Origin of the sequence: Lentzea sp. NPDC092896, from assembly GCF_044754905.1 — a bacterium.
GTDB lineage: Bacteria > Actinomycetota > Actinomycetes > Mycobacteriales > Pseudonocardiaceae > Lentzea.
This window is the reverse complement of the sequence record NZ_JBIVPX010000001.1, coordinates 1,008,743-1,033,978: the sequence shown is the minus strand read 5'-3', so window position 1 is coordinate 1,033,978 and position 25,236 is coordinate 1,008,743. Positions and strand designations below refer to the sequence as shown.

General features: G+C 69.0%; 26 protein-coding genes and 1 pseudogene. 10 read left to right on the top strand and 17 right to left on the bottom strand.

Features of this window, described 5'->3' with window-relative positions; genetic code table 11:
• Position 1: 1 nt before the first annotated feature.
• The 6 genes from mltG to ACIQF0_RS04445 form a co-directional block, all read right to left on the bottom strand.
• On the bottom strand, positions 2–1,222 hold the full coding sequence (gene mltG / locus ACIQF0_RS04470; protein ID WP_401024362.1) for an endolytic transglycosylase MltG: 1,221 nt from the start codon (positions 1,220–1,222) through the stop codon (positions 2–4).
• Positions 1,219–1,707: a Holliday junction resolvase RuvX gene (gene ruvX, locus ACIQF0_RS04465; protein ID WP_093588093.1), complete on the bottom strand. Its 489-nt coding sequence runs from the start codon at positions 1,705–1,707 to the stop codon at positions 1,219–1,221. Before ruvX ends, mltG begins: the two co-directional genes overlap by 4 nt.
• Positions 1,694–4,363: an alanine--tRNA ligase gene (gene alaS, locus ACIQF0_RS04460; protein ID WP_360032680.1), complete on the bottom strand. Its 2,670-nt coding sequence runs from the start codon at positions 4,361–4,363 to the stop codon at positions 1,694–1,696. The genes ruvX and alaS overlap by 14 nt, the downstream gene beginning before the upstream one ends.
• A 58-nt stretch (positions 4,364–4,421) precedes the next feature.
• Entirely contained in the window at positions 4,422–4,691 is a 270-nt protein-coding gene (locus ACIQF0_RS04455) for a hypothetical protein (RefSeq protein WP_093588095.1), read from the bottom strand.
• Positions 4,688–5,080 carry a DUF948 domain-containing protein gene (locus ACIQF0_RS04450; protein WP_093588096.1) on the bottom strand — a complete coding sequence of 131 codons (393 nt, stop codon included), beginning with the start codon at positions 5,078–5,080 and terminating at the stop codon, positions 4,688–4,690. The genes ACIQF0_RS04455 and ACIQF0_RS04450 overlap by 4 nt, the downstream gene beginning before the upstream one ends.
• Positions 5,081–5,173: 93 nt before the next feature.
• On the bottom strand, positions 5,174–5,668 hold the full coding sequence (locus ACIQF0_RS04445) for a DinB family protein (RefSeq protein WP_401024356.1): 495 nt from the start codon (positions 5,666–5,668) through the stop codon (positions 5,174–5,176).
• A gap of 152 nt (positions 5,669–5,820) precedes the next feature.
• Here ACIQF0_RS04445 and ACIQF0_RS04440 point away from each other — a divergent pair, with 152 nt between their 5' ends.
• On the top strand, positions 5,821–6,399 hold the full coding sequence (locus ACIQF0_RS04440; RefSeq protein WP_401024353.1) for a GNAT family N-acetyltransferase: 579 nt from the start codon (positions 5,821–5,823) through the stop codon (positions 6,397–6,399).
• Here the strand turns inward: ACIQF0_RS04440 and ACIQF0_RS04435 are convergent.
• From ACIQF0_RS04435 to ACIQF0_RS04425, 3 genes are read right to left on the bottom strand one after another with little or no spacing between them, the layout of a single operon-like run.
• Positions 6,396–7,031 (bottom strand): maleylpyruvate isomerase N-terminal domain-containing protein, encoded by a 636-nt coding sequence (locus ACIQF0_RS04435; RefSeq protein WP_401024350.1) that lies wholly within the window; start codon positions 7,029–7,031, stop codon positions 6,396–6,398. The genes ACIQF0_RS04440 and ACIQF0_RS04435 overlap by 4 nt on opposite strands.
• Positions 7,032–7,072: 41 nt before the next feature.
• A complete protein-coding gene (locus ACIQF0_RS04430; protein WP_401024347.1) occupies positions 7,073–8,422 on the bottom strand; it encodes a replication-associated recombination protein A in 1,350 nt (449 codons plus the stop codon).
• A gap of 56 nt (positions 8,423–8,478) precedes the next feature.
• Positions 8,479–9,696, bottom strand: coding sequence for an RNA-guided endonuclease InsQ/TnpB family protein (locus ACIQF0_RS04425; protein ID WP_401024345.1), 1,218 nt, complete (start codon positions 9,694–9,696; stop codon positions 8,479–8,481).
• Between the two features lie 103 nt (positions 9,697–9,799).
• On the opposite strand from ACIQF0_RS04425, the gene ACIQF0_RS04420 reads away from it, so the two are divergent.
• The 3 genes from ACIQF0_RS04420 (at position 9,800) to ACIQF0_RS04410 (ending at position 12,039) form a co-directional block, all read left to right on the top strand.
• Complete coding sequence (locus ACIQF0_RS04420) at positions 9,800–10,378, top strand: uridine kinase (RefSeq protein WP_360032653.1); 579 nt, start codon at positions 9,800–9,802, stop codon at positions 10,376–10,378.
• Positions 10,379–10,448: 70 nt separating this feature from the next.
• A complete protein-coding gene (locus ACIQF0_RS04415) occupies positions 10,449–11,453 on the top strand; it encodes a hypothetical protein (protein ID WP_401024343.1) in 1,005 nt (334 codons plus the stop codon).
• On the top strand, positions 11,440–12,039 hold the full coding sequence (locus ACIQF0_RS04410; protein WP_360032647.1) for a DUF4129 domain-containing protein: 600 nt from the start codon (positions 11,440–11,442) through the stop codon (positions 12,037–12,039). Before ACIQF0_RS04415 ends, ACIQF0_RS04410 begins: the two co-directional genes overlap by 14 nt.
• A 31-nt stretch (positions 12,040–12,070) precedes the next feature.
• Here ACIQF0_RS04410 and ACIQF0_RS04405 read toward each other — a convergent pair whose 3' ends face one another.
• Positions 12,071–13,252 carry an RNA-guided endonuclease InsQ/TnpB family protein gene (locus tag ACIQF0_RS04405; protein WP_401024340.1) on the bottom strand — a complete coding sequence of 394 codons (1,182 nt, stop codon included), beginning with the start codon at positions 13,250–13,252 and terminating at the stop codon, positions 12,071–12,073.
• A 176-nt stretch (positions 13,253–13,428) separates the two neighbouring features.
• Between ACIQF0_RS04405 and ACIQF0_RS04400 the strand changes: the two genes are divergently transcribed.
• The 3 genes from ACIQF0_RS04400 to ACIQF0_RS04390 are packed head-to-tail and all read left to right on the top strand — an operon-like array spanning position 13,429 to position 16,710.
• Positions 13,429–14,460 (top strand): DUF4350 domain-containing protein, encoded by a 1,032-nt coding sequence (locus ACIQF0_RS04400; RefSeq protein ID WP_401024337.1) that lies wholly within the window; start codon positions 13,429–13,431, stop codon positions 14,458–14,460.
• Positions 14,457–15,419, top strand: coding sequence for a MoxR family ATPase (locus tag ACIQF0_RS04395; protein WP_319973276.1), 963 nt, complete (start codon positions 14,457–14,459; stop codon positions 15,417–15,419). Before ACIQF0_RS04400 ends, ACIQF0_RS04395 begins: the two co-directional genes overlap by 4 nt.
• A 1-nt stretch (position 15,420) precedes the next feature.
• Positions 15,421–16,710, top strand: coding sequence for a DUF58 domain-containing protein (locus ACIQF0_RS04390; RefSeq protein ID WP_401024333.1), 1,290 nt, complete (start codon positions 15,421–15,423; stop codon positions 16,708–16,710).
• Positions 16,711–16,807: 97 nt separating this feature from the next.
• Here ACIQF0_RS04390 and ACIQF0_RS04385 read toward each other — a convergent pair whose 3' ends face one another.
• Positions 16,808–17,815, bottom strand: a complete 1,008-nt coding sequence (locus tag ACIQF0_RS04385; RefSeq protein WP_360032638.1) for a stage II sporulation protein M — start codon at positions 17,813–17,815, stop codon at positions 16,808–16,810.
• A gap of 19 nt (positions 17,816–17,834) precedes the next feature.
• Here ACIQF0_RS04385 and ACIQF0_RS04380 point away from each other — a divergent pair, with 19 nt between their 5' ends.
• Entirely contained in the window at positions 17,835–18,566 is a 732-nt protein-coding gene (locus ACIQF0_RS04380) for an RDD family protein (RefSeq protein WP_401024329.1), read from the top strand.
• Here ACIQF0_RS04380 and ACIQF0_RS04375 read toward each other — a convergent pair.
• Both ACIQF0_RS04375 and ACIQF0_RS04370 read right to left on the bottom strand, forming a co-directional pair.
• Positions 18,563–19,468 carry a phosphotransferase gene (locus tag ACIQF0_RS04375; RefSeq protein WP_401024326.1) on the bottom strand — a complete coding sequence of 302 codons (906 nt, stop codon included), beginning with the start codon at positions 19,466–19,468 and terminating at the stop codon, positions 18,563–18,565. The genes ACIQF0_RS04380 and ACIQF0_RS04375 overlap by 4 nt on opposite strands.
• The gene (locus tag ACIQF0_RS04370; RefSeq protein WP_401024325.1) at positions 19,465–19,881 is read right to left on the bottom strand and encodes a nuclear transport factor 2 family protein; all 417 of its coding nucleotides are present in this window, start codon (positions 19,879–19,881) and stop codon (positions 19,465–19,467) included. The genes ACIQF0_RS04375 and ACIQF0_RS04370 overlap by 4 nt, the downstream gene beginning before the upstream one ends.
• A 77-nt stretch (positions 19,882–19,958) precedes the next feature.
• Here ACIQF0_RS04370 and ACIQF0_RS04365 point away from each other — a divergent pair, with 77 nt between their 5' ends.
• A complete protein-coding gene (locus ACIQF0_RS04365) occupies positions 19,959–20,474 on the top strand; it encodes a TetR/AcrR family transcriptional regulator (RefSeq protein ID WP_401024322.1) in 516 nt (171 codons plus the stop codon).
• Here the strand turns inward: ACIQF0_RS04365 and ACIQF0_RS04360 are convergent.
• The 4 genes and pseudogenes from ACIQF0_RS04360 to ACIQF0_RS04345 all read right to left on the bottom strand — a co-directional run bounded on the left by ACIQF0_RS04360 (position 20,453) and on the right by ACIQF0_RS04345 (position 22,832).
• On the bottom strand, positions 20,453–21,196 hold the full coding sequence (locus ACIQF0_RS04360) for an energy-coupling factor ABC transporter ATP-binding protein (RefSeq protein WP_401027691.1): 744 nt from the start codon (positions 21,194–21,196) through the stop codon (positions 20,453–20,455). The two genes, ACIQF0_RS04365 and ACIQF0_RS04360, sit on opposite strands and share 22 nt — an antisense overlap.
• A 33-nt stretch (positions 21,197–21,229) precedes the next feature.
• Positions 21,230–21,868: pseudogene (gene cbiQ / locus ACIQF0_RS04355) on the bottom strand (cobalt ECF transporter T component CbiQ); the annotation flags it as partial.
• Complete coding sequence (locus ACIQF0_RS04350) at positions 21,865–22,149, bottom strand: PDGLE domain-containing protein (protein WP_401024320.1); 285 nt, start codon at positions 22,147–22,149, stop codon at positions 21,865–21,867. The gene ACIQF0_RS04350 and the pseudogene cbiQ, both read right to left, overlap by 4 nt.
• Positions 22,146–22,832: an energy-coupling factor ABC transporter permease gene (locus ACIQF0_RS04345; RefSeq protein ID WP_401024317.1), complete on the bottom strand. Its 687-nt coding sequence runs from the start codon at positions 22,830–22,832 to the stop codon at positions 22,146–22,148. Before ACIQF0_RS04345 ends, ACIQF0_RS04350 begins: the two co-directional genes overlap by 4 nt.
• Before the next feature lie 299 nt (positions 22,833–23,131).
• Here ACIQF0_RS04345 and ACIQF0_RS04340 point away from each other — a divergent pair, with 299 nt between their 5' ends.
• Positions 23,132–25,228 (top strand): glycosyl hydrolase family 95 catalytic domain-containing protein, encoded by a 2,097-nt coding sequence (locus ACIQF0_RS04340; RefSeq protein ID WP_401024313.1) that lies wholly within the window; start codon positions 23,132–23,134, stop codon positions 25,226–25,228.
• Positions 25,229–25,236 lie beyond the last annotated feature (8 nt).

Genomic DNA, 25,236 nt, shown 5'->3' with positions numbered 1-25,236 from the left:
ACTAGTAGATGCCGTCCTTCTGAGCCTTCTGGTCGTTCGCGTTGTGCTCTTCGAACGTGGTCGCGAAGCACGACGTGCCGTCCGTCTGGCACTTCACGAAGTACAGGATGTCGCCGCCCTCCGGCTTGATCGCGGCGGCGATCGCCTGCTGCGACGGCGAACCGATCGGGGTCGGCGTCAGGTTCTGGTTGATGTAGGTGTTGTACGGGCCCTGCGCCTCGCGGTCCGCGTCGGACGTGCGGATGTGGGGCTGGTTGTTCTTGTAGTTGATGGTCGAGTCGAACTGCAACGCCATCGGCTTCTTGATGCGGTTGTAGATGACCTGCGAGACCTTCGAGAAGTCCTTCTCGATGGCCTCCTTCTCGATCAACGAGGCGATGACCAGCACCTCGTAGGGACGGAAGCCGGTGTTCATGGTGCCGCCGGGGATGCCGGCGCCCTGCAGCTTCTGCGAGGAGGACACGATGATGCCGCGGAGCAGCTCGACCGCGCTGACACCAGGTTTGACCTGGTAGACGCCGCGCATGATCAGGCCTTCGAGGCGGTACTGCGGCTCGGCGCGCTTCACGTCGGCCAGCGCCCAGTCCGGTACGCCGAGGGCGACCGGGTCGGTCTGCTCGGCCGCGGCCTTGATCTCGTCGCCGGTCAGGCAGACCTTCGCGCCGTCCTTCTCCGTGCAGCTCGCGTCGGCCAGCAGGGAGTAGATGCCCTTGACGGTCTTGCCGTTGGCCTGGATGTCGGTGAGCTTGAGGCCACCGACGACCTGCACGGCCGGGACGCGCGTCTTCGGGTCGATCATGCGGGCCACCGCGTTCTGGCCCGACATCTTCGTCTTCATCAGGTAGAAGCCGGGCTGGATCGACGTCACGCGGGCGTCGGTCTTGCTGGCCTCGGTGAAGGCGCGCGCGGAGGCGATGACGCCGTTGTCGTACAGGGTCGACGCGATCTTGCTGACCACGTCGCCGTCCTGGACCTCGACGATGGCGTCGGCCTCGCCGGTGCCCGCGAAGTCCTCGAACGAGCCGATGCCGCGCAGTTCCTTGTAGCCGTAGTAGGCGCCGCCCATGCCGACGGCGAGGATCAGCGCCACGACGAGCCAGAGGACCGTCTTCTTGCGCTTCTTCGCCTTGGCACGGGCGTTGTCCCGGCTGCGGTCACGCTTCAGCGGGCGTCGCTCGTCCGCTTCGGGGTCGGTGAACAACCCGAGATCGTCGCCGCTCACACCTCGTCCTTTCGGGCGGACACAACCCGTGCCCGTGCGTCCAGCCAAGACTGAAGGATCTCGACAGCGGCGGCCTGGTCGACCACGGCACGCTGCTTCTTGCCCTTCACACCGCGCTGTGCCAGCACTCGGCTCACCACAACCGTCGTCAGTCGTTCGTCGCTGAGCCGTACCGGCACCGGGGCGATGCGGTCGGCCAGGGCCGCAGCGTACGCGGTAGCCGACTCCGCTGCGGGGCCGTGCCGACCGGCCAGTGTCTTCGGTAAGCCGACCACGACCTCTACGACGTCATGTTCGGCCACGAGACGTACGAGCTCGGTGAGGTCCGAGCCGCGCTTCTCGTCACGCTGCAGGGTAACCAGCGGAGTGGCGAGAAATGCCGATGGATCGCTGAGGGAAATTCCCACGCGAACCGATCCGACGTCGACACCGAGCCTCCGACCGAGGCCCGGGTCGCCGACATCAGTGGAATCAGCGCTGTTCAAGCACCTTGTCCAGTTCGTTGGTGAGGTTCGTGATGGCCTCGGGGACACCGGCCGGGTTCGTGCCGCCGCCCTGGGCCAGGTCCGGCTTGCCGCCACCGCGGGCGGCGATGGCCGGGCCGAACACCGGGACGAGCTTGCCGGCGGCGAGCCCCAGGTCGCGGGCGGCGGCCGTGGTGGCGACCACGAAGCTGACCTTGTCGCCGTCGACCGAGAACAGGGCCACCACACCGGGCTTGCTGCCCAGGCGGTTGCGGACCTCGCCACCGAGGGTGCGCAGGTCGTTGCCCGACACGCCCTCCAGGCCCAGGGCCACGAGCGACAGCCCGCGGATGTCCAGAGCCTTGTCGGCCAGAGCGCCGGCGTTGCCCAGCAGCTCGGCGGCGCGGACCTTCTCGAGCTCCTTCTCGGCGGACTTCAGGCGCTCGACCAGCGACTCGATCCGCTCGGGCAGACCCTCGGAGCCGACCTTGAGCATGTCGGAGAGGTTCTGCACGATGGCGCGTTCCTTGGCCAGGAACCGCATGGCCTCGATGCCGACGTAGGCCTCCAGGCGGCGCACGCCGGAACCGACCGACGACTCACCCAGCAGGGTGATCGGGCCGATCTGCGACGAGTGCTCGACGTGGGTGCCACCGCACAGCTCGCGGGACCACTCGCCACCGATCTCGATGACGCGGACGGTCTCGTCGTAGGTCTCGCCGAACAGGGCGACGGCACCCAGCTCCTGGGCACCGGCCATGTCGGTGTAGACGATGCTGACCGGCAGGTCGCGGCGCACGGCGAGGTTCGAGACCTCTTCGATCTCGCTCTTGGCCTCGGCGGACAGGCCACCGGTCCAGGCGAAGTCGAGCCGCAGGTAGCCGGGCTTGTTGTACGAACCGCTCTGCAGGGCCGACGGGCCGAGCACGTGGCGCAGGGCGGCGTGCACGACGTGCGTGCCCGAGTGGCCCTGACGGGCGCCGACGCGCCACTCCGGGTCGACGCGGGCCTCGACGTGCTCGCCCTCGCTGACCTCACCGGACTTGACGCGCACCTGGTGCACCCACAGCTTGCGGGCGACCTTCTGCACGTCGAGCACTTCCAGCTCGGCGTTGGCCGTGACGATCGTGCCGGCGTCGGACTCCTGGCCACCGGACTCGGCGTAGAGCGGCGTGCGGTCGAGGACGACCTCGACGATGTCGCCTTCCTTGGCGCTCTTCACCCGAGCGCCGTTCAGCACGATGCCGCGCAGCGTGGCCTCGGAGGCGAGCTCGGTGTAGCCGGTGAACTCGGTCGGGCCCTGCTCCAGCAGCTCGCGGTACACCGACTGGTCGCCGTGACCGGTCTTCTTGCCGGCGGCGTCGGCCTTGGCGCGGGCGCGCTGCTCGGCCATCAGCTTGCGGAACCCGTCCTCGTCCACGGACAGGCCGGCCTCGGAGGCCATCTCCAGCGTGAGGTCGATCGGGAAGCCGTACGTGTCGTGCAGCTGGAAGGCCTTGTCACCGGGCAGCGTGGCGCGGCCGTCGGACTTCACCTCGGCGGCGGCGCCCTCGAAGATCCGCGAACCGGCGTCGAGCGTGCGCAGGAACGTGTCCTCCTCGGCCTTGAGCACCTGCTGGATGCGGGCGAACCCGCTGACCAGTTCGGGGTAGGCCTCGCCCATCGAATCGCGGACGACCTCGGCGAACTGCTGCAGCACCGGCTCGTTGATGCCGAGCAGGCGTGACGAGCGGACGATGCGGCGCAGCAGGCGGCGCAGCACGTAGCCGCGGGCCTCGTTGCCGGGCGTGACGCCGTCGCCGACCAGCAGCACACCGCTGCGGGCGTGGTCGGCGATGACGCGGAAGCGGACGTCGTCGACCTCGTTGGCGCCGTACTTGCGGCCGGAGAGCTCCTCGGCCCTGGTGATGACGGCGCGGACCAGGTCGGTCTCGTAGACGTTGTCGACGCCCTGCAGCAGGTAGGCGACGCGCTCGACGCCCATGCCGGTGTCGATGTTCTTCGACGGCAGCTCACCGATGACCGGGTAGTCCTTCTTGGCACCACCCTCGCCGCGGATGTTCTGCATGAAGACGAGGTTCCAGATCTCCAGGTACCTGTCCTCGTCGACTACCGGGCCGCCCTCCTTGCCGTACTCGGGGCCGCGGTCGAAGTAGATCTCCGAGCAGGGGCCGCACGGGCCCGGGACGCCCATCGACCAGAAGTTGTCCTCGACGCCGCGGCGCTGGATGCGCTCCAGCGGCATGCCGGCGACCTTCTGCCACAGCTCGATGGCCTCGTCGTCGGTCTCGTAGACGGTGACCCAGATGCGCTCGGGGTCGAAGCCGTAGCCGCCGGCCTCCTGGGAGTTGGTGATCAGCTCCCAGGCCAGCCGGATGGCGTCTTCCTTGAAGTAGTCGCCGAGCGAGAAGTTGCCGGCCATCTGGAAGAACGTGAGGTGGCGCGTGGTCTTGCCGACCTCGTCGATGTCGGGGGTGCGCACGCACTTCTGGATGCTCGTCATCCGCGGGGCGGGCGGCGGGGCCTCACCGAGGAAGTACGGCTTGAACGGCACCATGCCGGCGTTGACGAACAGCAGGTTGGGGTCGTCGAGCAGCAGCGAGGCGCTGGGGATGTACTTGTGCCCGGCCTTCTCGAAGTGCTCGCGGAAACGCTTGATGATCTCGTGGGTCTGCACGGGAAAGTCCTTGTGTGTTGCTGGGGATTGTCAGGGCACGGGTAAGAGGCGAACGGTGTCAGTGCTTCCCGTTCGCCCTGGGCGCTCGGCGCCCTGGCGTGAATCCCGTCTGACGTTCCACGGTGTCCTGCAACTCCTGTTCCCGTTCGGCCATTCCCGCGCGCACCTCGGCCCCGAAGGAACCGATGGCGCCGGCGAGTTCGCGCAGGCCTTCACCCACGTTAGTGCCGATACCGGCCGGAGTCGCCTGCTTTGCGACCTCGGCGGCCTTCTTCGCGGCGAACAGCCCCGCCGCGGCGCCCAGTCCGAACCAGAAGAGGCGGCTCACTTGGCACCCCGCTTCGGGCGGCGCTTGGCGTGCTTGTTCGGCTGCTCCGCGGCCTTGCGACGGGCCTTGACGGCCTTGCTCACGCCGTAGGACAGCGCGGCGGCCTTGACCAGCGGGCCGCCGAGCGTGGCGGTGAACAGGCTGGTGAGCGCGGAGACGTTGCCGGTGACGGCGCGCGCGTTGGCCGTGATGCCGTCGACGCGCTCAAGCTGCGTGTTCACGTGCGTGAGCGTCGTGTTGGCCTCGACGAACAACGGGTCCGTGTTCTCGTGGGCCTTGCGCATCGCGACCGTGGCCTCGTCGAAGAAACGCGCCGCCTTGATCGCCACGATCCCCACGATGAGCACGAGCAGCACGAAGGCACCGGCGGCGAGCCACCCTGGCGACACGGATCCTCCTGGTGAACAGGCGTTCGGGCTTGGTTGCGGGTGAGATTACCGGGTAGGTCCGACACCCGACCGAGGGGCACCAGTTGTTGATCTTCAACGACCTGTGGCGCCGTCGATCTGCTCGCGGATGATGTCGGCGTGGCCCGCGTGCCGGGCGGTCTCGGTGGTCATGTGCGCGAGGACCCACCGCAGCGTCTTCCGGACGCCTTCGACCGGGGTCACCATCAGCGCCTCGGGATCACCGGCGGCCTCGATCGCCCCGTCGCTGCCGGCGATCGCCGCGCGGTAGTCCGCGATCACGGTCGCCACGTCGCGCTCGGCGGGCACGGTCATGCCGAACTCGGTGTCCTCCGACCACTCGGCGCCCGCGAGGTGGTGGCCGAACCAGTAGCGCTCGGCTTCGGCCAGGTGCTGGACCAGGCCGAGGATCGACGTGCCGCTGGCGACCATCGGCCGCCGCAGCTCGTCGTCGGTCAGCCCCTCCGCTTTCTTGAGCACGCAGTGCCGCTGGAACTTCAGGAACTCGTGGGCGACGGCGAGTTCGCCCGTGTCGACGCGCGGCACCGGCTCGCGCTGGGTCTCCGGCATGGCGATCAACCTACGCATCACCAATTGGAACGGACCACTCATTGACTCACTGCCGTCACAGCCTGTGAAATACCCGTCACACAGGGCTTGACAGCTCAGTCCTGCACAGCGTGAAGTTAGGCCACCCTAAGTTGACCCGTGCAGGAGGCCCAGTGAAGCCGGTGTCCCACCTGGACTCCTATCGGCCCCAGATCACGGCGGGCCCTCCTCCCGTTCCGGACCTGTCGATGCCGTGGGACGCCCGCGTCGCCCGTGCGGACGGCTACGACCTGCACCTCGTGCACCGCTGGAACCAGGCACCGCACGTGGCGGCGTTCTGGCGGCAGGCGTGGACGTTGCCGCAGTGGGAACGCCGGCTCGAGGAACAACTGGCGGGCGACGACGACCGGCCGTTGCTGATCAGCTGGCACGGCCGCCCGGTGATCTACGCCGAGGTCTACCGCGCGGCCAGGCACGCCGTCGCCCGCTGCTACCAGGCCCGGCCGCACGACCTCGGGCTGAACCTCGCGGTCGGCGACCTGGCGATGACCGACCGCGGACTCGTGCGGTCACTGCTCCCCCGCCTCACCGACGCGTTGTTCGAGGCCGACCCGCACTGCACGCGCATCGTCGTGGAACCGGACGTGCGCAACACCCGCGCCATCAGGTCGTTCGAGGCAGGCGGGTTCGTGGCCGCGGACGAGATCATGCTGCCGGGCAAGCTCGCACTGCTGATGGTCTGCCGGCGCTAGAACGCGGTGATGTCCTGCGGTGCGCGTTCCTTGCGGCTGAGCGCGCGCACCACGTCGATGGCGCGATGCTTGTTGAGCGCCATGCGGGTCAGCAGGTCGATGACGGTCTCGTTGACGGGCCGCGGGAACTCGGGAGTCTCCAGCCCGACGCTCACCGCGAGGTCGTCGGAGTGCACGACGAACTCCATCAGGCGACTGACCAGGTACTCGTCCAGCGGCACCGCCCACGGCCCCCAGTGCGGCATCCGGACACCCCGGTTCTCCACGCCCGGCAACGTCTTCGCGAGCTCGCCGACGGTCTGCTCGAACCGGTCGCACAGGGCCGCGTGCCCCTCCGCCGCCAGCTTCTCGCCACCCGCGCGGATGCGGGTGTGGAACTCGGAGTCGACGTCCAGGTCGGTCCACTTCGCCCGCTCGTAGTGCTCCATCAGGCTGACGACCGGCTCGTCGCCGGCCGGGGTCCCGATCATGCCCGGCAACGGGAGGGCCTGGTAGGCGACGTGCCCGGCGAGGCCGCTGACCCCGAACTCCGGCAGGGCGCTGGGCTGGTCCCAGTTCTCCACGACCTGCCGGTGGCGCAGGAGGTCCAGGGCGATGCGGGCGGTGGTCAGGAAGTCGTCTCTGATCGTCACCTCGCCGAAGCTACGCGACCAGGTGCGATGCCCGGAGCCGATTATTCGCCCCGGATCACCCGGCGCAGCCGCGGAAGCCGTTCCGCCACAGCGCGTTCGTTGCCACGCCCGGTCGGCTCGTAGTAGTCGCGCCCCACCAGGTCGTCCGGGGCGTACTGCTGCGTCAGCACGCCTTCCGGCACGTCGTGCGGGTACCGGTAGCCCTGCGCGTTGCCGAGCTTCGCCGCGCCCGCGTAGTGGCCATCGCGCAGATGTGCCGGCACGGAACCGATGGCGCCCTTGCGGACGTCCTCGATGGCGGCGTAGATCGCGGTGGTGACGGCGTTCGACTTCGGGGCGGTGGCGAGGTGGATCGTGGCCTGCGCGAGGTTCAGGGTGCACTCGGGCAGGCCGATGAGCTGCACGGCCTGAGCCGCCGCCACGCACGTCTGCAGCGCCGTCGGGTCGGCCATGCCGACGTCCTCGCTGGCGTGGATCACCAGCCGGCGCGCGATGAAGCGCGGGTCCTCCCCCGCCTCGATCATGCGCGCGAGGTAGTGCAGGGCCGCGTCGACGTCCGAGCCGCGGATCGACTTGATGAACGCCGACGTCACGTCGTAGTGCTGGTCGCCGTCGCGGTCGTAGCGGACCGCCGCCTTGTCCACAGTGGACTCCAGCAGCGGCAGCGTGATCACGCCCTCGTTGGACGCCAGCGCCGAGTCCGCCGCCGCCTCCAGGGCCGTGAGCGAGCGGCGGGCGTCGCCACCGGCCAGGCGGATCAGGTGGTCCTCGGCGTCGGGTTCCAGGACGACGGAACCGCCCAGGCCGCGTTCGTCGGACACCGCGCGCTTGATGACCGAACGCACGCCGTCGTCGGTCAACGACTTGAGCTGCAACACCAGCGAACGCGACAGCAAGGGCGACACGACCGAGAAGAACGGGTTCTCCGTGGTCGCCGCGACCAGCAGCACGATCCGGTCCTCGACCGCGCCGAGCAGGGCGTCCTGCTGGGTCTTGGAGAACCGGTGCACCTCGTCGATGAACAGCACCGTCGACTCGCCGGAGCGGACCAGGCGGCGCCGGGCCTCGTCGATGACCGACCGCACCTCCTTGACCCCGGCGGACAAGGCCGAGAGAGCGACGAACCGGCGTCCGGTCGCCTTCGACACCAGCGTCGCGAGGGTCGTCTTGCCGGTGCCGGGAGGGCCGTAGAGCATCACGGACGCCGGCGTGGCGCCCTCGACCAGGCGGCGCAGCGGCGCGCCCGGCCCGAGCAGGTGGTCCTGACCGACGACCTCGTCCAGCGTGACCGGACGCATCCGCACGGCCAGCGGGGCGTTGGCCGCGATGCGCTCGGCCTTCTCCTCGTCGGACGCGCCGAAGAGGCCCTCGTCGAACAGACCTTCGCTCATGCGTTCGAGCGTAGTTGACGTGCTCCTGTCCTGACGGACGAGGATTCCGCACATGGCTACGCCGTGTGCGGAATGCTTCCTGTTTCAACGCCCTGTGCCGCTCCGAAGAGTGGTCTTACCTGGACTCCGCAGGCGTTTGACCTCTCCGCACGTCCTGCGGCGAGGATGTTTCTGGCAGCATTGTGGTCCCGGTCGTGAACGATGAGACAGCCGGGACACCTCCACTGCCGGATCTTGAGTGGCATGACCTCCACGCGGTTCCCGCAAGCCGAGCACGTCTTGGAACTGGGCAACCACCGCGACACCATGTGCACAGCACGGCCATGGCGTTCGGCCTTCTGCTTGAGCAACTGGACGAACTGACCCCACCCGGCGTCGTAGATCGCGCGTGCAAGTCTGCGGTTGCGCACCATACCGGTGATGTTGAGGTTCTCCAGGTAGACCGCTTGGTTGTCGCGGACCAGTCCTAGAGCCTGCTTGTGGTGGAAGTCCCGGCGTGCGCGGGTGACCTTGCCGTACCGAACGGCGACCGTGCGCCGCGCCTTGGCTCGGTTGTTGCTCCCTTTGGCCTTGCGCGCCATGACGCGTTGGGCGTGGGCAAGCTTGCGGCGGGCACGGGCGAGGTGTCTCGGGTTGGCGATATCGCGTCGTGTTCCGCCAGTACAAGCGATCGTGGCCAGCCGGGCGATGCCCAGGTCGATCCCCGATTCCCGCTCGACCGGCGGCAACGGGGCCGGTTCGATCTCCACCACGAACGACGCGTAGTAATGGCCGTCCGGTTCGCGGATGATCGTGACCGACGACGGTTCACATGGCAGATCGCGTGACCAGCGGACCGCCACATCACCGACCTTCGCCAAGTACAGCCGTCCACCAGCGCGCAGGAGAAATCCGTTGCGGGTGAGCCTGAACGATTGCCGGTTGTCCTTGCGGGACTTGAACCGCGGCTTTCCCACCTTGCGGCCACGCCGGTTCCCGGACAGCGAGTCGAAGAAGTTGCGGTAGGCGCGGTGCGCGTCCTGCACGGACTGCACCAGCGCCACCGAGGCGACCTCACACAGCCACGCACGCCGCTCAGTGGTCTTAGCGGCCGTGATCACCCGCCGCTGCACTTCGGCCGGCGCGATCTTCTGCCCGGACGCACGGGCGTCCTCGCGGCAACGGAGAGCATCATTGAACACCACTCGTGCGCAGCCGAACGTGCGTGCCAACATCGCGCGTTGAACCGCAGTCGGTTCGATCCGATATCGGTACCTGGCCAGCACGACGATCACCGTAGCGGGTTGCCATGAATGCCAAACGGGACTAGCGGGCAGTGTTCGGGACAGGTGAACGCGGTCCATGCTCGGCATAGTTCATGTGCGAGGATCGCGTTCCGTGCCCATCCCTCGTGCCGTGCTGCTCGCCGGACCCTCCGGCTCAGGCAAGTCGACACTCGCCGCCCACCTCGGCTGGCCGGTCCTGCGCCTGGACGACTTCTACCGCGACGGCGACGACCCGCTGCTGCCCCGTGACGAGCACGGCAGGGCCGACTGGGACGACATCGGCTCGTGGAACGCGGACAAGGCTCTCCAGGCGATCATCGAGCTGTCGGACACGGGCCGGGTCGAGGCACCGGTCTACTCGATCAGCGAGGACCGCGCGGTCGGCACGCAGACGATCGAGCTCGGCGACGCGCCCGCGTTCATCGCGGAGGGGCTGTTCGCGGACCTGCTGGTCCAGGGCGCGCGGGAGGCCGGGGTGCTGCGGGACGCGATCGTGCTCGCGCCGAGTCCGCCCGTCACGTTCGTGCGCCGGTTCGCCCGCGACGTCGCCGAGGCCCGCAAGCCGGTGCCGACGCTGGTCAGGCGCGGGTTGCGGCTGATGCGCGAACAACCGCAGGTGATCAAACGCTGCGTCAGCGCGGGCATGCGGCGCACGACACCGGCCAAGGCGCGGACCGAGCTCGTTTCGTGATCAGGTTGCCGGGTGGCGGTGGGCCTGATCTGGCAGGATGCCGCTCACACCACGACCGGGGGTAGCCGAGATGTCCGAAACGCCCGGCTGGTCCTCACCGGACCAGCCATCGAACCAGCCGCAGCAGCCGGGGCCGCAGCAGCCGCAGTACGGCCAGCCCGGCGGCTACAACGCCCCTCCGCCGCCCGGCGCGGGTCCGACGATCAAGCCCGGCGTGATCCCGCTGCGCCCGCTGGCGGTCGGTGAGATCGTCGACGGCGCCATCACGACGATGCGCCGCTACCCGAAGCTGATCATCGGCGCGGCCGCCGTCGTCGCCGCGGTCACGCAGATCGTCGGCCTGCTGGTGCAGCTGCCGTTCCTGGACGACCTCACCGCCGTCGTGACGCTCGACCCGAACTCGGTGACGCAGGAACAGGCGATCGACCAGTTCACCAGCGCCATCACCGGTTTCCTGACCGGCACGCTGCTCAGCGTCTTCCTGCTGCTGCTCGGCACCGTGTTCCTGTCGGGCTTCATCACCGTCATCGTCGGCCACGCCGTGCTCGGCAAGCCGGTCACGTTCGCGCAGGCCTGGGAGGAGTTCAAGCCCCGGCTGCTCCCGCTGCTCGGCGCGACGCTGCTCTCCGGTCTCGTGATCACCATCGGCCTGGTCCTGTGCATCGTGCCGGGCGTCTGGCTGTGGGTGCTGTTCGCCCTGGTCACGCCCGCGCTGGTGCTGGAGCGCTGCGGCGTCACCGCCGCGTTCGGCCGGTCGAAGAAGCTCGTGGACGGCGCCTGGTGGCGGACGTTCGGCATCCTGCTGCTCACCGTCGTGATCACCATCGTGATCGAGTGGATCATCGGCCTGCCGTTCGGCCTGCTGGGCGCGGCGACGACAGGGTTCTCGTCCGACCCCACGGCGGCGCTGAGCATCGGCTCGCTGATCCTGTCGACCATCGGCGCGATCATCGCCTCGACGATCACGCTGCCGTTCAGCTCCGCCGTCACCGTGCTGCTCTACGTCGACCGCCGGATGCGTTCCGAGGGCATGGACATCGAACTCCAGCGGGCCGCAGGGCATGGCGGTATCTGACGTACCGGTAGATCTCGGCCGCGACGAGGCGAGGGAGGCGGCCGTCCGGGAGCTCAGCGACCCGGCGTACGTCTCCGACGACCCGAACCCGTTGCAACGCGCCCTGAACTGGATCCTCGACCGCCTCGGCGAACTGTTCGCCGGGGCGGGCGGCATGAGCGGCCTCACCGCGATCGTGATCATCGTGGCCGTGGCGGTGCTGATCGTGATCGTCATCCGGCTCCGCACCGGGCGCACGGGCCGTGCGCTGCGGTCGGGCGACAAGGTGTTCGGTTCGACCGTCCTGACCGCCGCGCAGCACCGGGCCGCCGCCGAGAAGGCCGCGGCCGCCGGTGACCTGGCCGAGGCCGTGCGCGAACGCTTTCGTGCCGTGGTGCGCGAGTTGGAGCAACGTGGCGTGCTCGACGCACGGGCCGGACGCACCGTGGACGAGGTCGCTTTCGAGGCGGGCCGGGCACTTCCGGTGCTCGCCGACGACCTGCGCGGTGCCGCTGTCCAGTTCGACGACGTCTGGTACGGCGGCAGGCCGGCGACCGTGGAGGGGTACGAGGCGTTGGTCTCCGTGGACGGCAAGGTGCGCGGTTGACTACCTCCACCCTCGTGAACGAGGGGGATTCCTACGGCTCGCGCCGCGGGGTTTTCTGCTTCGTCGCCGACTGCCCGCCCGGAGGGTTCCGTTGAGGTCTTACACCGGCTCCACAGACTGTCACCGCCAGCCCGGCGGTCAGAATGTTGCGTGCCGCGTTCACGTCCCGGTCATGGGTCGCACCGCAACCACAGGTCCAGGTGCGCACGTGCAGCGGCATCGCTGCGGCGAGTGCGCCGCAGGCCGAGCACAGCTTGGACGACGGGAACCAGCGGTCCACGACGATCACGTCCCGCCCGTACCAGTCCGCTTTGTACTCCAACAGTTGCCGGAACTGCCGCCAGCCCGCGTCGCCGATGGCGCGAGCGAGGCGGCGGTTGCCGACCATGTTGGACACCGCGAGGTCCTCGATCACGAGCGTTTGAGTCTCACGCACGAGCCGAGTGGTGACCTTGTGCAGGAAATCGGTACGCCGGTCGGCGATCCGGGCGTGCACGCGAGCGACCTCGACACGAGCCTTGGCCCGGTTGTTGCTGCCCTTCTGCTTGCGGCACAACGCCCGCTGCGCCTTCGCGAGCGCCGCGCGGTCGCGACGTTCGTGCCGGGGATTGCCGATCTTCTCCCCGGTCGAGAGCACCAGGAGCTGATCGAGGCCGACATCGACGCCCACCGCCGAATCCACCATGGGCAGCGGTGTCACGCTCAGGTCGTCACACAGCAGGGACACGAACCAGCGCCCGGCCGAGTCCCGCGAGACCGTCACCGTCGAGGGCATCACGCCCTCCGGGAGTGGCCGGGACCAGCAGATGTCCAGCGGTTCGGACATCTTCGCCAACGTCAGCACACCGTCACGCCAGCGGAACGCCGACCGCGTGTACTCCGCGCTCGCGCGCGACTTCTTCCGCGACTTGAAGCGCGGAAACCGCGCACGCCTGGCGAAGAAGTTGCCGAACGCGGTCTGCAGATGCCGCAACGTCTGCTGCAACGGCACCGCCGACACCTCGGCCAGAAACGCCAGCTCCTCGGTGCGCTTCCACGCGGTCAGCAACGCCGACGTCGCGGCGTAACCGACCCGTTCCCCGCGCTGCGTCCATCCCTCCGCACGGGCCTGCAAAGCCAGGTTGTACACCTTGCGAACACACCCGAACGTGCGCGACAACTCCACAGCCTGCGCCTCGCTCGGATAGAAGCGGTAGCGAAACGCCCGCTTCACCGGCCCACACGACACGCTTCACACCATATCGACCCGGATTCCCAACCAGCGGCCAGGATGCTGTTCGCGCTCGACGACTCAGCCTTGGCAGCTGAACACCACACCATGCCCTGCTCTACCGGGCTTTCGTCTCCTCACCGGCCTGAAGGCCTGGGTATCAACGACAGAGGCCCACAATGACGGCGGTCTCCCCCGACGCCGGGCGGATCTGGACGGCCGCGCGCGGTCCGTTGCTGATCGGCGTGATCATCCTGTTCACCGCGATCGTGATCACGTTGCTGCGCGGCAGCGGCGAGGGCGGTTCGCTCGACCCCCGCTCGTTCCGGCCGGAGGGCAGTCACGCGGTCGCCGATCTGCTGGAGCAGAACGGGGTGCGCGTCGAGCTCACCGACAACGCGTCCTCAGTGGACGGTGCGACGCTGTTCGTGACGCAGCCGAACCTCATCGACCCGCAGCGGCTCGCGGACCTGAGCGGGCGGGCCGCCGCGACCGTGCTCCTCGCGCCCGCCAGTGCAGTCGGCCGGTTGGAGCCCGAGACGCGGCAGCCGGGCTGCCCGCTGGCGGCCAAGGCCGGTGCGGCGACCACGGGCGGGTTCGTCTACGAGGGCGAACAACGGTGCTACGACTCGACCCTGGTGCGCACCGGCACCGTGACGATGATCGGCTACGGCGGGATCTTCACCAACCGCGACATCGACTCCGAGGGCAACGCGGCGCTCGCGTTGTCGTTGCTGGGTCAGCACGAACGGCTGGTCTGGTACGTGCCGTCCGCGGCGGACAGGTCGCAGCAGAAGTCGCTGACCGACCTGGTCCCGGACGGCTGGAAGTTCGCCGCGTTGCAGCTCGGCGTCGCGGCCGTGCTGATCGCCCTGTGGCGGGCGCGCAGGCTCGGCCGGGTGGTGCCCGAACGGCTTCCGGTCGTGGTGCGCGCCGCCGAGACCGTGGAAGGCCGCGCCCGGCTGTATCGCCGGTCGCACGCCGCCGCGCACGCCGCTTCGGTGCTGCGGCAGGCGACTCGGGACCGGTTGGCGCCGCTGCTGGGGGTGCCGGTGGGGGACGATCCGTCCGAGGAGATCGCCCGCAGGACTTCGCGTCCCGTCGCTTCGGTGCGGGCGCTGCTGTACGACGAGGGGTCGGTGGACGACCGGGGGCTGGTCGCGCTGGCTTCTGATCTGGACGCTCTGGAGGACGAGGTGCGCAAGGGATGACGGCTGTGGTCACCACCGAGGAAGCCCGCACGGCGCTGGTGGCGTTGCGCGCGGAGATCGGCAAGGCCGTGGTGGGCAACGACGCCGCCGTGACGTCGCTGATCCTCGCGTTGCTGTGCAAGGGACACGTGCTGTTGGAGGGCGTACCGGGCGTCGCGAAGACGTTGCTCGTGCGTGCTCTTGCGCGCGCGTTGGACCTGTCCACGACGCGTGTGCAGTTCACGCCGGACCTGATGCCCGGCGACCTGACGGGGTCGCTGGTCTACGACTCGCACAACGCGGCGTTCTCGTTCCGCGAGGGCCCGGTCTTCACGAACCTGCTGCTCGCCGACGAGATCAACCGGACGCCGCCGAAGACGCAGGCCGCGCTGCTGGAGGCGATGGAGGAACGGCAGGTCTCCGCCGACGGCAAGACCCGGCCGCTGCCGTCGCCGTTCATCGTCGTGGCGACGCAGAACCCGGTGGAGTACGAGGGCACGTACCCGTTGCCCGAGGCGCAGCTGGACCGGTTCCTGCTCAAGGTGACGATGCCGATTCCCGCGCGGGAGCACGAGATCGACGTGCTGACGCGTCACGCGTCCGGTTTCGACCCGCGTGACCTGTCGTCGTTGCAGCCGGTGGCGAGTGCCGCGCACCTGGAGGCCGGTGGGGCGGCCGTGCGCGCGTTGACCGTGGCTCCTGAGGTGATCGCGTACGTCGTCGACGTGTGCCGTGCGACTCGTCAGTCTCCGGCTGTCCGTCTGGGCGTTTCTCCGCGTGGTGCAACGGCTCTGCTCGCTGCCGCGCGCGCGTGGGCGTGGCTCTCGGGCCGTGACTACGTGACGCCGGACGACGTGAAGTCCTTGGCCCGTCCTGCTCTGCGGCACCGCCTGGAGTTGCGTCCGGAGGCCGAACTGGAGGGCGTGACGGCGGACGGCGTGCTGGACGGCGTGCTCGGCGCGGTTCAGGTGCCGCGCTGACGTGGCGCTCACGGGTCGCGCGGGCCTGCTCGCGCTCATCGGGGTTCTCGTCGTCGGACTCCTCTTGCCTTCGTGGCAGGGGATTCTCGTCGTGTTCGCTGTTCTCGTGCTGTGTGTGGCGGCCGACTTGTTGTTGGCTGCCGGCGTCCGGCCGTTGACGTTCTCGCGCGCGGGGGCGACCTCTGTGCGCACGGGTGAGTTGTGCTCTGTTGAGCTCACCGTGCACAACCCCGGCCGTCGGCTCCGTGGCGTTCTTCGTGACGCATGGGCGCCTTCTGCCGGTGTGGTCTCCGACCGTGTCGCGGTGGACGTGCCCGCTGGTGGCTCTCGTGTGTTGTCTTTCGAGCTACGGCCTGTGCGTCGCGGCGATCGCACTGCGGACCGGGTGACCGTGCGTTCTCACGGCCCGTTGGGTATCGCGGCACGCCAAGGCTCGCACGTCGTGCCGTGGACCGTGCGCGCGTTGCCGCCGTTCCACAGCCGCCGTCACCTTCCGCCCCTGCTGGAACGTCTGCGTGAACTGGACGGCCGCCGCGCGTCGTTGATCCGTGGGGCCGGCACGGAGTTCGACTCGCTGCGCGCGTACGTCATCGGTGACGACGTGCGTTCTATCGACTGGCGTGCGTCGGCTCGTTCGTCGGACGTGGTGGTGCGCACCTGGCGCCCGGAACGCGACCGTCAGGTGACGATCGTGCTGGACACGGCCCGCACCTCGGCGAGCCGCGTCGAGGGTGCTCTGGGTGGCCTGCCACGTCTGGACACGTCGATGGACGCGGTGTTGTTGTTGTCCGCCTTGGCATCGCAGGCCCGCGACCAGGTCGACTTCCTGGCGTTCAGCCACAAGGTCCGCGCCTCGGTCCCCCGTGCCACGCTGCCGGTCCTGGTGCAGGCCATGGGACCGCTGGAAGCCGAACTGGTCGAGTTCGACGCCCGTGCCGCGGTGGCCGAGGTCCTCCGCCGAGCCGGTCGCCGCTCGCTCGTCGTGCTGTTGACGTCGTTGGAGCCGTCGATCGAGCACGGCCTGTTGCCGCTGTTGCCGACGCTGGCCTCACGGCACCATCTGCTGATCGCCTCGGTGTCCGACCCGGCCGTGCACGCGATGGCCGCCGGACGTGGCGATCTGGAGGCCGTCTACAAGGCCGCTGCCGCGGAACGCACTCTGGCCGAACGACGCCGTCTCACCGCGTTGCTCGCACGGCACGGAGTCGACGTCGTCGACGCGTTGCCTGATGACCTGCCACGCGCCCTCGCGGACCGCTATCTCTCGTTGAAGGCCGCGGGCAAGCTTTAGTGGTGTGGTCCGAAACGTTGGCGGTGAATTCACGCTCAGCAGGGCGCCTCGCGGCGTCTGACCGCGAATTCGCACGGCAACGTTTCGAACCACACCACTAAACGGCGACCGGCGTGACGTCCTCGCGTTCGCTCGCGTCCACGTCGCCCGTCTCGCCCTGCTGCGCGGCCCGCCGTCCGATCACGAAGACGTACAACAGGAACAGCACCTCCGCGACCACGCCGATGCCCACGCGCGCCCACGTCGGCAGGCCGGACGGCGTCACAAAGCCTTCCAGCACACCGGAGACCAGCAGCACCACGACCAGTCCGAGCGCCACGGCCACGACCGATCGTCCTTCCGCGGCAAGGGCTTGGGCTCGCGTGCGTTTACCGGGGTCGATCACCTGCCACCCGAGCCGCATGCCGATGCCCGCCGCCACGAACACGGCCGTGAGCTCCAACAACCCGTGCGGCGCCAACAGTCCGAGGAACAGCTCACCGCGCCCGGCGCCGAACATCAGTCCGATGCCCACGGCGACGTTCACGGCGTTGGTGAAGAGCAGGTAGATCGGCGGAATCGCGAACAACACCCCGAGCAACAGGCACGCGGCCGTCATCCACGCGTTGTTGGTCCACACCTTCGCCGCGAACGACCCGGCGGGATCGCTGGAGTAGTAGGACTCGTAGCCGCCGCCGACCTTGGTCATCTCGCGCAGTTCGTCGGGCGCGGCGATGGCGGCCTGCACGTCGGGGTTGGAGGCGATCCACGCGGCGATGATGCCGGTGACCAGGTAGAACGCGACGCCGGCCGGCACCCACCAGCGCCAGCCGAGGTAGATCGCGGCGGGCAGCCGGTGCGTGAAGAAGCGCGTGAAGACCCGCCAGGCCGGCGTGTGCGTGCCCGTCAGCGCCGAGCGGGCCTGCGCGACCAGCGACGACAACCGTTCAACCGTGGCCGGGTCCGGGGTCTGGCTGCGCACGATCGACAGGTGCGTCGTGACGCGCTGGTAGAGCTCGATCAGCTCGTCGGCCTCGGCACCGGTGAGCCGGCCGGAGCGTTTGACCAGCTTCTCGAGCCGCTGCCACGACTCGCGGTGGCGATCGATGAACACGTCCAGATCCACGATGAGTCACACTATCCGCGTGGGGGACCTCGTCACCGGTGAAGCCGTAGTTCTGGACCTGCGCGTCGCACAGCTCGCGAGCAGGGCCGTCGCGTTCGCGTTCGACGTGGCCGTGCAGTTCGGCCTGCTGCTGCTCGTGTCATTGCTCGTACCGATCGGCTTCGACGACGCGCTGCAAACGGCCCTCGCGCTGTCCCTGGCGGTGCTCGTCCTCGTCGGCTACCCGACCGCGGTCGAGTCGCTGTCCCGCGGCCGCTCGCTGGGCAAGCTCGTGATGGGCCTGCGCGTGGTGCGCGACGACGGCGGCGCCATCCGCTTCCGGCACGCCCTGGTGCGCGCGCTCGGCGGCTTCTTCGTGGACTTCTGGGCCCTCGGCCTGGGCGGCGCCGTCGCACTGTTCGTGTCGCTGTTCTCCCCGCAGGGCAAGCGCGTGGGCGACTACCTCGCGGGCACCGTCGTGATCCACATCCGCGTGCCGAAGCAGCAGGTGGAACTCGCCACGATGCCGCCGCAGCTCGCCGAGTGGGCGTCCGGCCTCGACCTGTCGCAGCTGCCGGACGAGCTGGTGCTGGCGGTGCGGCAGTACCTGAGCCGCTACGCGGAGCTGACCGAGCAGGCACGGTGGGATCTGGGGTCGCGGCTGTCGGACGACGTGGGGACCGCGATCCGGTCGCCGCGGCTGGAGTACACGCACCCGCATCCGTACCTGTCGGCGGTGCTGGCGGAACGCCGGCGTCGCGCCGCTGCCTAAGCGTTCGCCAGGCGGAGGCGTTCGGCTCCCTGCTCGCGCACAGCGTCACCCGACGGCGTCGGGTCGCCGTGCAACACCTCCCAGCGTGCGTTGTGCAAGGCGGTCCACATGCTCCCGGCCCACGCGACCTCCATCTCCTCCACGGAGAACGCACGCCCACGAACAGCCTGATAGGCCTCGATGAACGCCGAAGAACTCTCCAACGGCACCCAGCTGGGCGGCGAGAAGTTGGCGAACGCCCCGGAGGCCGCGCCCACCAACGCCGCCTCCGGTTGCCACGCCAGGCTGTCCCAGTCGTGCACGGCCAGCACCGAGCCGTCCTGCCAACGCAGGTTCTGCGCCTCGAAGTCGGCATGCCCCAGCACGCACGGCAGCGAAGTCGCCAGCAGCCGCGCACGCACCCGAGAAGCCGCCTCCACCACGAACGACGGCACCACGCTCTGGTCCCGCGCGTCGAGGAAGTCGATCGCCGGCCACACGCCGGGATCCTTGTGGTCCCAACGAGCCCAGCGCGGTGACGGCAGCGGTGGCGGCACGGACACGTCGGCCAGCAACGCCATCAGCGAAGCGAACACGGCCGCGTAGCGCCGGGCGACGTCGGGTGAGGTGCCGAGCAGCATCTCCCCGCCGGGCAACGACGATTCGGCGTGCACGGCCAGCCCGTCCGCGCACATGACCGGCGTGAGCGGGCGGGGGCACGGAAACCCCCGCTCCGCCAGCGAAGCCTGCGCGGTCAGGCACGACACGGCGCGGCCGTCGTCCTCGCGGGCCTTCACGTAGACCTCGCGGCCGTCGGCGAGCAGCACGCCGAAGACCGACGAGATCGACACGCGCTCGTAGAGCACCTCGGACACCGGGCTGCCCAGCTGCGCGACGCACCAAGCCCGCAGGTCGAACGTCATACGCCCAGTAGCTCGGTCAGCAGCAGCGGGTTCATGTAGTCGTCGTAGCGGACGATCTCGCCGTCGCGCAAGTGGAGGATCGCGATGGCGGTGAACGTGTAGTAGTCCTGCTTCACCTTCGACCAGCCGCGGTGGGTGATCTCGGCGACCGCGACGGCGGGGTCGTTGGTGCGCCAGCACTGGGCCTCGACGCTCTGGATCTCGATCCTGTCCCGCACGGCGGCGCCTCGGACCTGGCCGAAGTACGCGCGGATCTCCTCGCGGCCCTTGATCTCCTCCGGCTGGAAGTGCGTCGGGAAGCGGTAGGCCATGATCCCGTCCTCGGCGAAGAGGTCGGCGAACTGGCTGTGCGTCTCCTCCCCCGCCACCATCCCGCGGACGTGGTCGACGATCTGTTCGGGTGTGCGCGTCATGGCTTCATCCCCAAAAGTAGAATCGGAACGGTGACCCCGGTTATGACGATACGGAACGCGCGCCCCGGTTGGCAACGATGAGGGCCGACGCGGCGCGGAACCGCGAGAAGGTGCTGGACGCGGCACGGGAGTTGTTCGCCGCCCAAGGCTTCGAGGTGCCGCTGGACGAGATCGCCAACAGGGCGGGGGTCGGGCCCGGCACGGTCTACCGGCACTTCCCGACCAAGCAGGCGTTGTTCCAGGCCGTCACGGAGACGCGGGTGTCGGCCATGATCGCGTCCGCCGACGAGCCCGCGGAGGACGCGCGACAAGCGCTGTTCGCGTTCCTCACCAAGATGGCGGACGAGGCGGCGGTGAAGCGGGACATGTCCGACGCGATCACCGTGTCACCCGAGCTGCGCAAGGGCCTGCACAAGGCGTTGGGCGGACTTCTCCACAAGGCCCAGGAAGCGGGCACGGTCCGTGCCGACGTCACGGCCACGGACCTCGTGGTGCTCATGAAGGGGATGCTGCAGAGCATGCACGACGGGGCGAATCCCGCCGTGCTGCTGGAGATCGTGCTGAAAGGGCTTCAGTCGAGCCGGAAGCCGTAGGGCAACTCCAACCGATGGCGCGCCAGCAGAGCGCTGTCGGCGAGGATCTCGCGGGTCGGTCCGTCCGCCACGACCACGCCGTCGTCGATCAGCACGCTGCGAGGGCAGATCTGCAGAGCGAACGGCAGGTCGTGCGTGACCATGAGCATGGTGGGGGCCAACGAGAGCAGCAGCTCGGCCAGTTCGCGGCGGGCCACCGGTTCGAGGTTCGCCGACGGCTCGTCCAGGACGAGGATCTCCGGCGAGCAGGCCAGCACCGAGGCGAGCGCGACGCGGCGGCGCTGGCCGCCGGACAGGTGCAGCGGGGAGCGGTCCGCGACCGACTCCATTCCCACGGCGCTCAACGCCTTCAGCACGCGAGCGTCCACATCGGACAGACCGAAGTTGCGCGGGCCGAACGCGACGTCCTCGGCGACCGTCGGGCAGAACAGCTGGTCGTCGGGGTCCTGGAAGACGAGGCCGACGCGGCGGCGGATCTCGCGCAGGTTCTGCTTGCGGACCTCCAGGCCCGCGATCGAGATCGACCCGGAGCCGCCGCCGAGAACTCCGTTGAGGTGCAACGCGAACGTGGTCTTGCCGGCGCCGTTCGGGCCGAGCACCGCGACGCGTTCGCCGCGGTCGACGCGCAGGTCGATGCCGAACAACGCCTGGTGCCCGTCGGGGTAGGCGAAGGCCAGCTTCGAGACCTCCAGCGCGGGAGCCGCCACGGTCTCGGGCACCATCGTCGCCGAGCCTCCCGACTGACCCGTCCAGCCACGCGACACCATCGCGAGATGCACCCTCTCTCCGCGTTCGTAGGACCGGATGAACAGCGTGCCGACCGACCGGGCCATCGCGCCCGCCTGCCACAGGAACCGCGGGTCGTCGCCGCGCGAGATGCGGGCGACGCGCATGCGTTTCGCTTCTCCCACCACGACTTCGCCGTACCGCAGCATCAGAGTGGCGATCATGATCAACGGCGCGGGCACCCGCAACGTCTGCAGGCCGCGCAACAACTCCCCCGGCGCGGTCGTGGCCGCCAGGGTCAGGCTGATCAGGACGCCCAGCGTGCCCTTGGCCAGGATGTTCCAGCCGGCCAGAGAGCCTTCGACCGACACGGAGAAGCCGAGGAAGTCGGTGCGCGGGTCCGTGCCGAAGATCGGCAGCAGGAACGCGAGCACCACGAACGGCGCCTCGATCACCGCCCGCTTGAGAAACCACAGCACGGGAACCGCCGCCACGAACCACACCGCGACGATCACCAGCAGGTACAACCCGAACAGCGGGAACAGCGTGCGCGGGGTCGCCACGACGCCCAGCACCGCCCCGAACGCCACGAGGATCTTCACGTGGGGCGCGAGGCGGTGCACCGGCGAGTCGCCGGCGTGGTGCAGGACGTCGTGGGCACCGCTCATCGAACGTCGGACTTCTTGCGCAGCACCCAGAACAGACCGAACGACAGACCCAGCACCACGATCACGCCGAGCACGCCCGCGAGACCGGTGAACTTGTCGTCGCCGCCGAGCGCGTAGTCGGCGAACGTGCTGCCGGAGAACGGGTGCTCCTGCGCGTGCTCGGCGATGCCGGTGTCCTCGACGGTCTTGTCCAGGCCGTCCGGGTCGCCGGACGCGAAGTACGACAGCACCCCGGCGATCAGCAGCGACACGAACACGAACCCGATGGCGAACTTCTTCACGACCGGACCTCCAGCGGCTTGCGGCTGCCCTTGAGCAGGTAGACGAGATCGGGCCGGATCGACGCGACCGAGGTGACGGTGACGGCGGTGATCAGGCCCTCGCCGATGCCGATCAACGCGTGCAGCCCCCACATCAGCAGCGCGACCTTGCCGATCTCCACCCCGCCCGCACCGCCGATCGCGTACTCGACGACGAAGCCGGTCGCCGCGACCACCGTGTTGACGAACGCCGAGACGAACGCGACGGCGAACAGCCCGCCCTTGCCGCGCTCGGCGATCTTGCGCAGGGCGACGGCGACCAGGAAGCCGGTCGCGGTGCCGATCAGCGCCATGTTGGTGACGTTCGCCCCCAGGGCGGTGAGGCCGCCGTCCGCGAACAGCAGCGCCTGCACCACCAGCACGATCGTCACGCACAGCGCGCCGACCCACGGGCCGACGAGGATCGCCGCGAGCGCGCCGCCGAGCAGGTGCCCGGACGCGCCGGGCAGGATCGGGAAGTTGATCATCTGGACGGCGAAGATGAACGTGGCCACCAGGCCCGCCATCGGCGCCGTGCGGTCGTCGAGGTCCGCACGGGCCTTGACCAACGCGAACCCGACGCCCACCGCCGCGAGGACGAGGAAGGCGACCGACACCGGCGCGTTCAGCAGACCGTCGCTCATGTGCATGGCAACAGGTGACATGAACAGCCACGCTAATTGCCCGACCTCGGCTATGGCTAGAACTGTGCAACAACGATTTGCAGGCAAGAAGGGCGTTGATCGTCACAGGGCCGCTAGTCATCGGATGACTTCTGCGGTTAGATCCGTTCCGCCGCCGCCACGGCACGGAGGGACGAACAGTGACAGAGTTGTCGCGTAGAACCTTTTTGTACGGGACGGGCGCGGCCGTGGGGGCCTCCGCACTCGGGGTGAGCTCCGCCGTCGCAGCGCCGGAAACATCGGGTCACAACGTCCACCGGGACGTGGTCCGCGATGCCCGCATGGAGTGGAGGAAACTGCCGCAGAACTGGGGCGACAGTCCTTTCCTCGCCAATGGATTCCTGGGCGTCCAGGTCTACGCGGGCCGCACCGCGAACGAGCTCAAGCTCATGCTCAGCCACTCGGAGGTCCAGGACCAGCGCGAACACTGGGAGGCCGCGGTCGGCCTGTCCCGGCTGCCGATCGGGTACCTGACCCTGCGGTTCGCCGGCGCGATCACCGCCGTCGACTGGACGCTCGACCTGTGGAACGCCGAGCTCACCGGCTCGGTCACCACGACCCAGGGCTCAGCCACGTTCACGATGCTCGTGCACAACTCGCGCAGCACGTTCCTCGCCTCCGTCAAGGGTGAGGCGACCTGGGGTTTCCAGCCGCTGGAGTCGTCGACGACCCGCCAGATCCGCAGGCCGGCCGACTACACGGCCAATCCCGCCCCAACGCTGGGCACGGCCAACGGCGTCTCCTACGCCGCACAACCGCTGCTCGCGGGCGGTGGCTACACAACGGCCTGGCAGACCCGCAACGGCCGGTTCGCCGCGCACGTGGCGTACACACACCCTGCGGACACGCACACGTCCGACGCGATCCGTGAGGTGCGGCAGGCGCTCGCGATCCCGTCCGAGGTGCTGACGCTGCAGCATCGCCGCTGGTGGAACGCCTACTTCGCCAAGTCGCTGGTGTCCGTGCCGGACAAGCTCGTGCAGCGCTTCTACTGGTTGCAGCTCTACAAGATGGCCGCCGCGACGAGGAACGACGCGCCCGTCATCTCCGAGTGGGGCCCGTGGTTCCCCGAGCAGGGCAACAGCTGGACGGCCGTGTGGTGGAACCTCAACGTCCAGATCTCGTATCCGCTGATCAACGGCTCGAACCACCACGAACTCGACGCGGTGACGACGACGCTGAAGCGGTTCGAGCACAACCTCGAACTCAACGTGAACCCGGCGTACCGCGACGGGAACTCGTACGCGATCTGCCACCCCGGCGACCGCACGCTGCGGTCCGGGCCGCGCTACTGCGGGGTTCCGGGCGTCGCGCCGAACGACCATACGGGCAATCTTCTGTGGGCCTGCCACAACGTCTGGCTGGGCTACCGGCACACGATGGACGAGAAGATCCTCAAGGACGTCCTCTTCCCCATCCTCACCAAAGCCGTCAACTACTACGCGCGGTTCCTCGTCGAGGGAGCGGACGGCAAGCTGCACCTGCCGGAGACGCGCTCACCGGAGTACGCGAACGCCACGGACACGACGTACGACCTCTCGCTGATCCGCTGGGGTGTGCGCACGCTGCTGTCCATCGAGGAGAACGCGCGCTGGCGCGACATCGCCAACCGGCTCGTCCCCTACGCCCTGGGCCCGAACGGCGCGTTGATCGGCAAGGACGTGTCGCTCAACGACTCGCACCGGCACTTCTCGCACATGCTCTGGTTCTACCCGTTGCGTGAACTGACCTACGACATGCCGGAGCACCGCGACCTGATCAACAAGACGTTCGACCACTGGGTGTCGCGGCAGCAGGCGTGGGCGGGCTACAGCTACGGGGCCGCGTCCGCGATGGCGTCGGCGATGGGCCGGCCGGAGGAGGCGCTCCAGTTCCTGCGCTACTTCCTCGACCGCAAACAGGTCGGCACGAACGCCGTGCTGACCGAGAACACCTTCTACCGCGAGGGAGGCAACCTCGCGATCGAGTCGCCGCTGATGTCCGGCCAGGCGGTGCTGGAAATGATGGTCCAGTCCCACAACAACGTCGTACGCGTCTTCCCGTCCGTTTCGTCCACATGGGCCGATGCGTCCATCTCGTCGTTGCGCACGCAAGGAGCGTTCCTTGTGGACGCTTCGCGTTCCTCCGGACGGACGGACTGGATCAAGGTCCATTCGGAGGCAGGCTCGCCTTTGCTTCTGGAGCACGGGATCCAGGGCGACATCGACGTCCGCGACACGTGGGGACGACGCCTCGACCACAAGACTCGTGGCGCGGCCGTCGAGATCCCGCTTCGCCGAGGTCAGAGCGCCGTGGTGTCGCGTCGCGGCACACGTCCTGACGTCTCAGCACGTGATGTGAAAGCGAACGGCTCGTCTTCGCGCTGGGGTCTGCCGTAACGTCCAAA

Coding starts and splice junctions, on each gene's coding strand:
- ACIQF0_RS04445 (WP_401024356.1), bottom strand. CDS start 5,668: ATGCCGGAGACCCAGCGCGAGCCGGTGCCGCGCGTCGACACGGGCGAA.
- ACIQF0_RS04430 (WP_401024347.1), bottom strand. CDS start 8,422: ATGAGCGAAGGTCTGTTCGACGAGGGCCTCTTCGGCGCGTCCGACGAG.
- ACIQF0_RS04415 (WP_401024343.1), top strand. CDS start 10,449: ATGTCCGAAACGCCCGGCTGGTCCTCACCGGACCAGCCATCGAACCAG.
- ACIQF0_RS04410 (WP_360032647.1), top strand. CDS start 11,440: ATGGCGGTATCTGACGTACCGGTAGATCTCGGCCGCGACGAGGCGAGG.
- ACIQF0_RS04400 (WP_401024337.1), top strand. CDS start 13,429: ATGACGGCGGTCTCCCCCGACGCCGGGCGGATCTGGACGGCCGCGCGC.
- ACIQF0_RS04395 (WP_319973276.1), top strand. CDS start 14,457: ATGACGGCTGTGGTCACCACCGAGGAAGCCCGCACGGCGCTGGTGGCG.
- ACIQF0_RS04375 (WP_401024326.1), bottom strand. CDS start 19,468: ATGACGTTCGACCTGCGGGCTTGGTGCGTCGCGCAGCTGGGCAGCCCG.
- ACIQF0_RS04370 (WP_401024325.1), bottom strand. CDS start 19,881: ATGACGCGCACACCCGAACAGATCGTCGACCACGTCCGCGGGATGGTG.
- ACIQF0_RS04365 (WP_401024322.1), top strand. CDS start 19,959: ATGAGGGCCGACGCGGCGCGGAACCGCGAGAAGGTGCTGGACGCGGCA.
- ACIQF0_RS04360 (WP_401027691.1), bottom strand. CDS start 21,196: ATGGTGCCCGAGACCGTGGCGGCTCCCGCGCTGGAGGTCTCGAAGCTG.
- ACIQF0_RS04345 (WP_401024317.1), bottom strand. CDS start 22,832: ATGTCACCTGTTGCCATGCACATGAGCGACGGTCTGCTGAACGCGCCG.
- ACIQF0_RS04340 (WP_401024313.1), top strand. CDS start 23,132: ATGGAGTGGAGGAAACTGCCGCAGAACTGGGGCGACAGTCCTTTCCTC.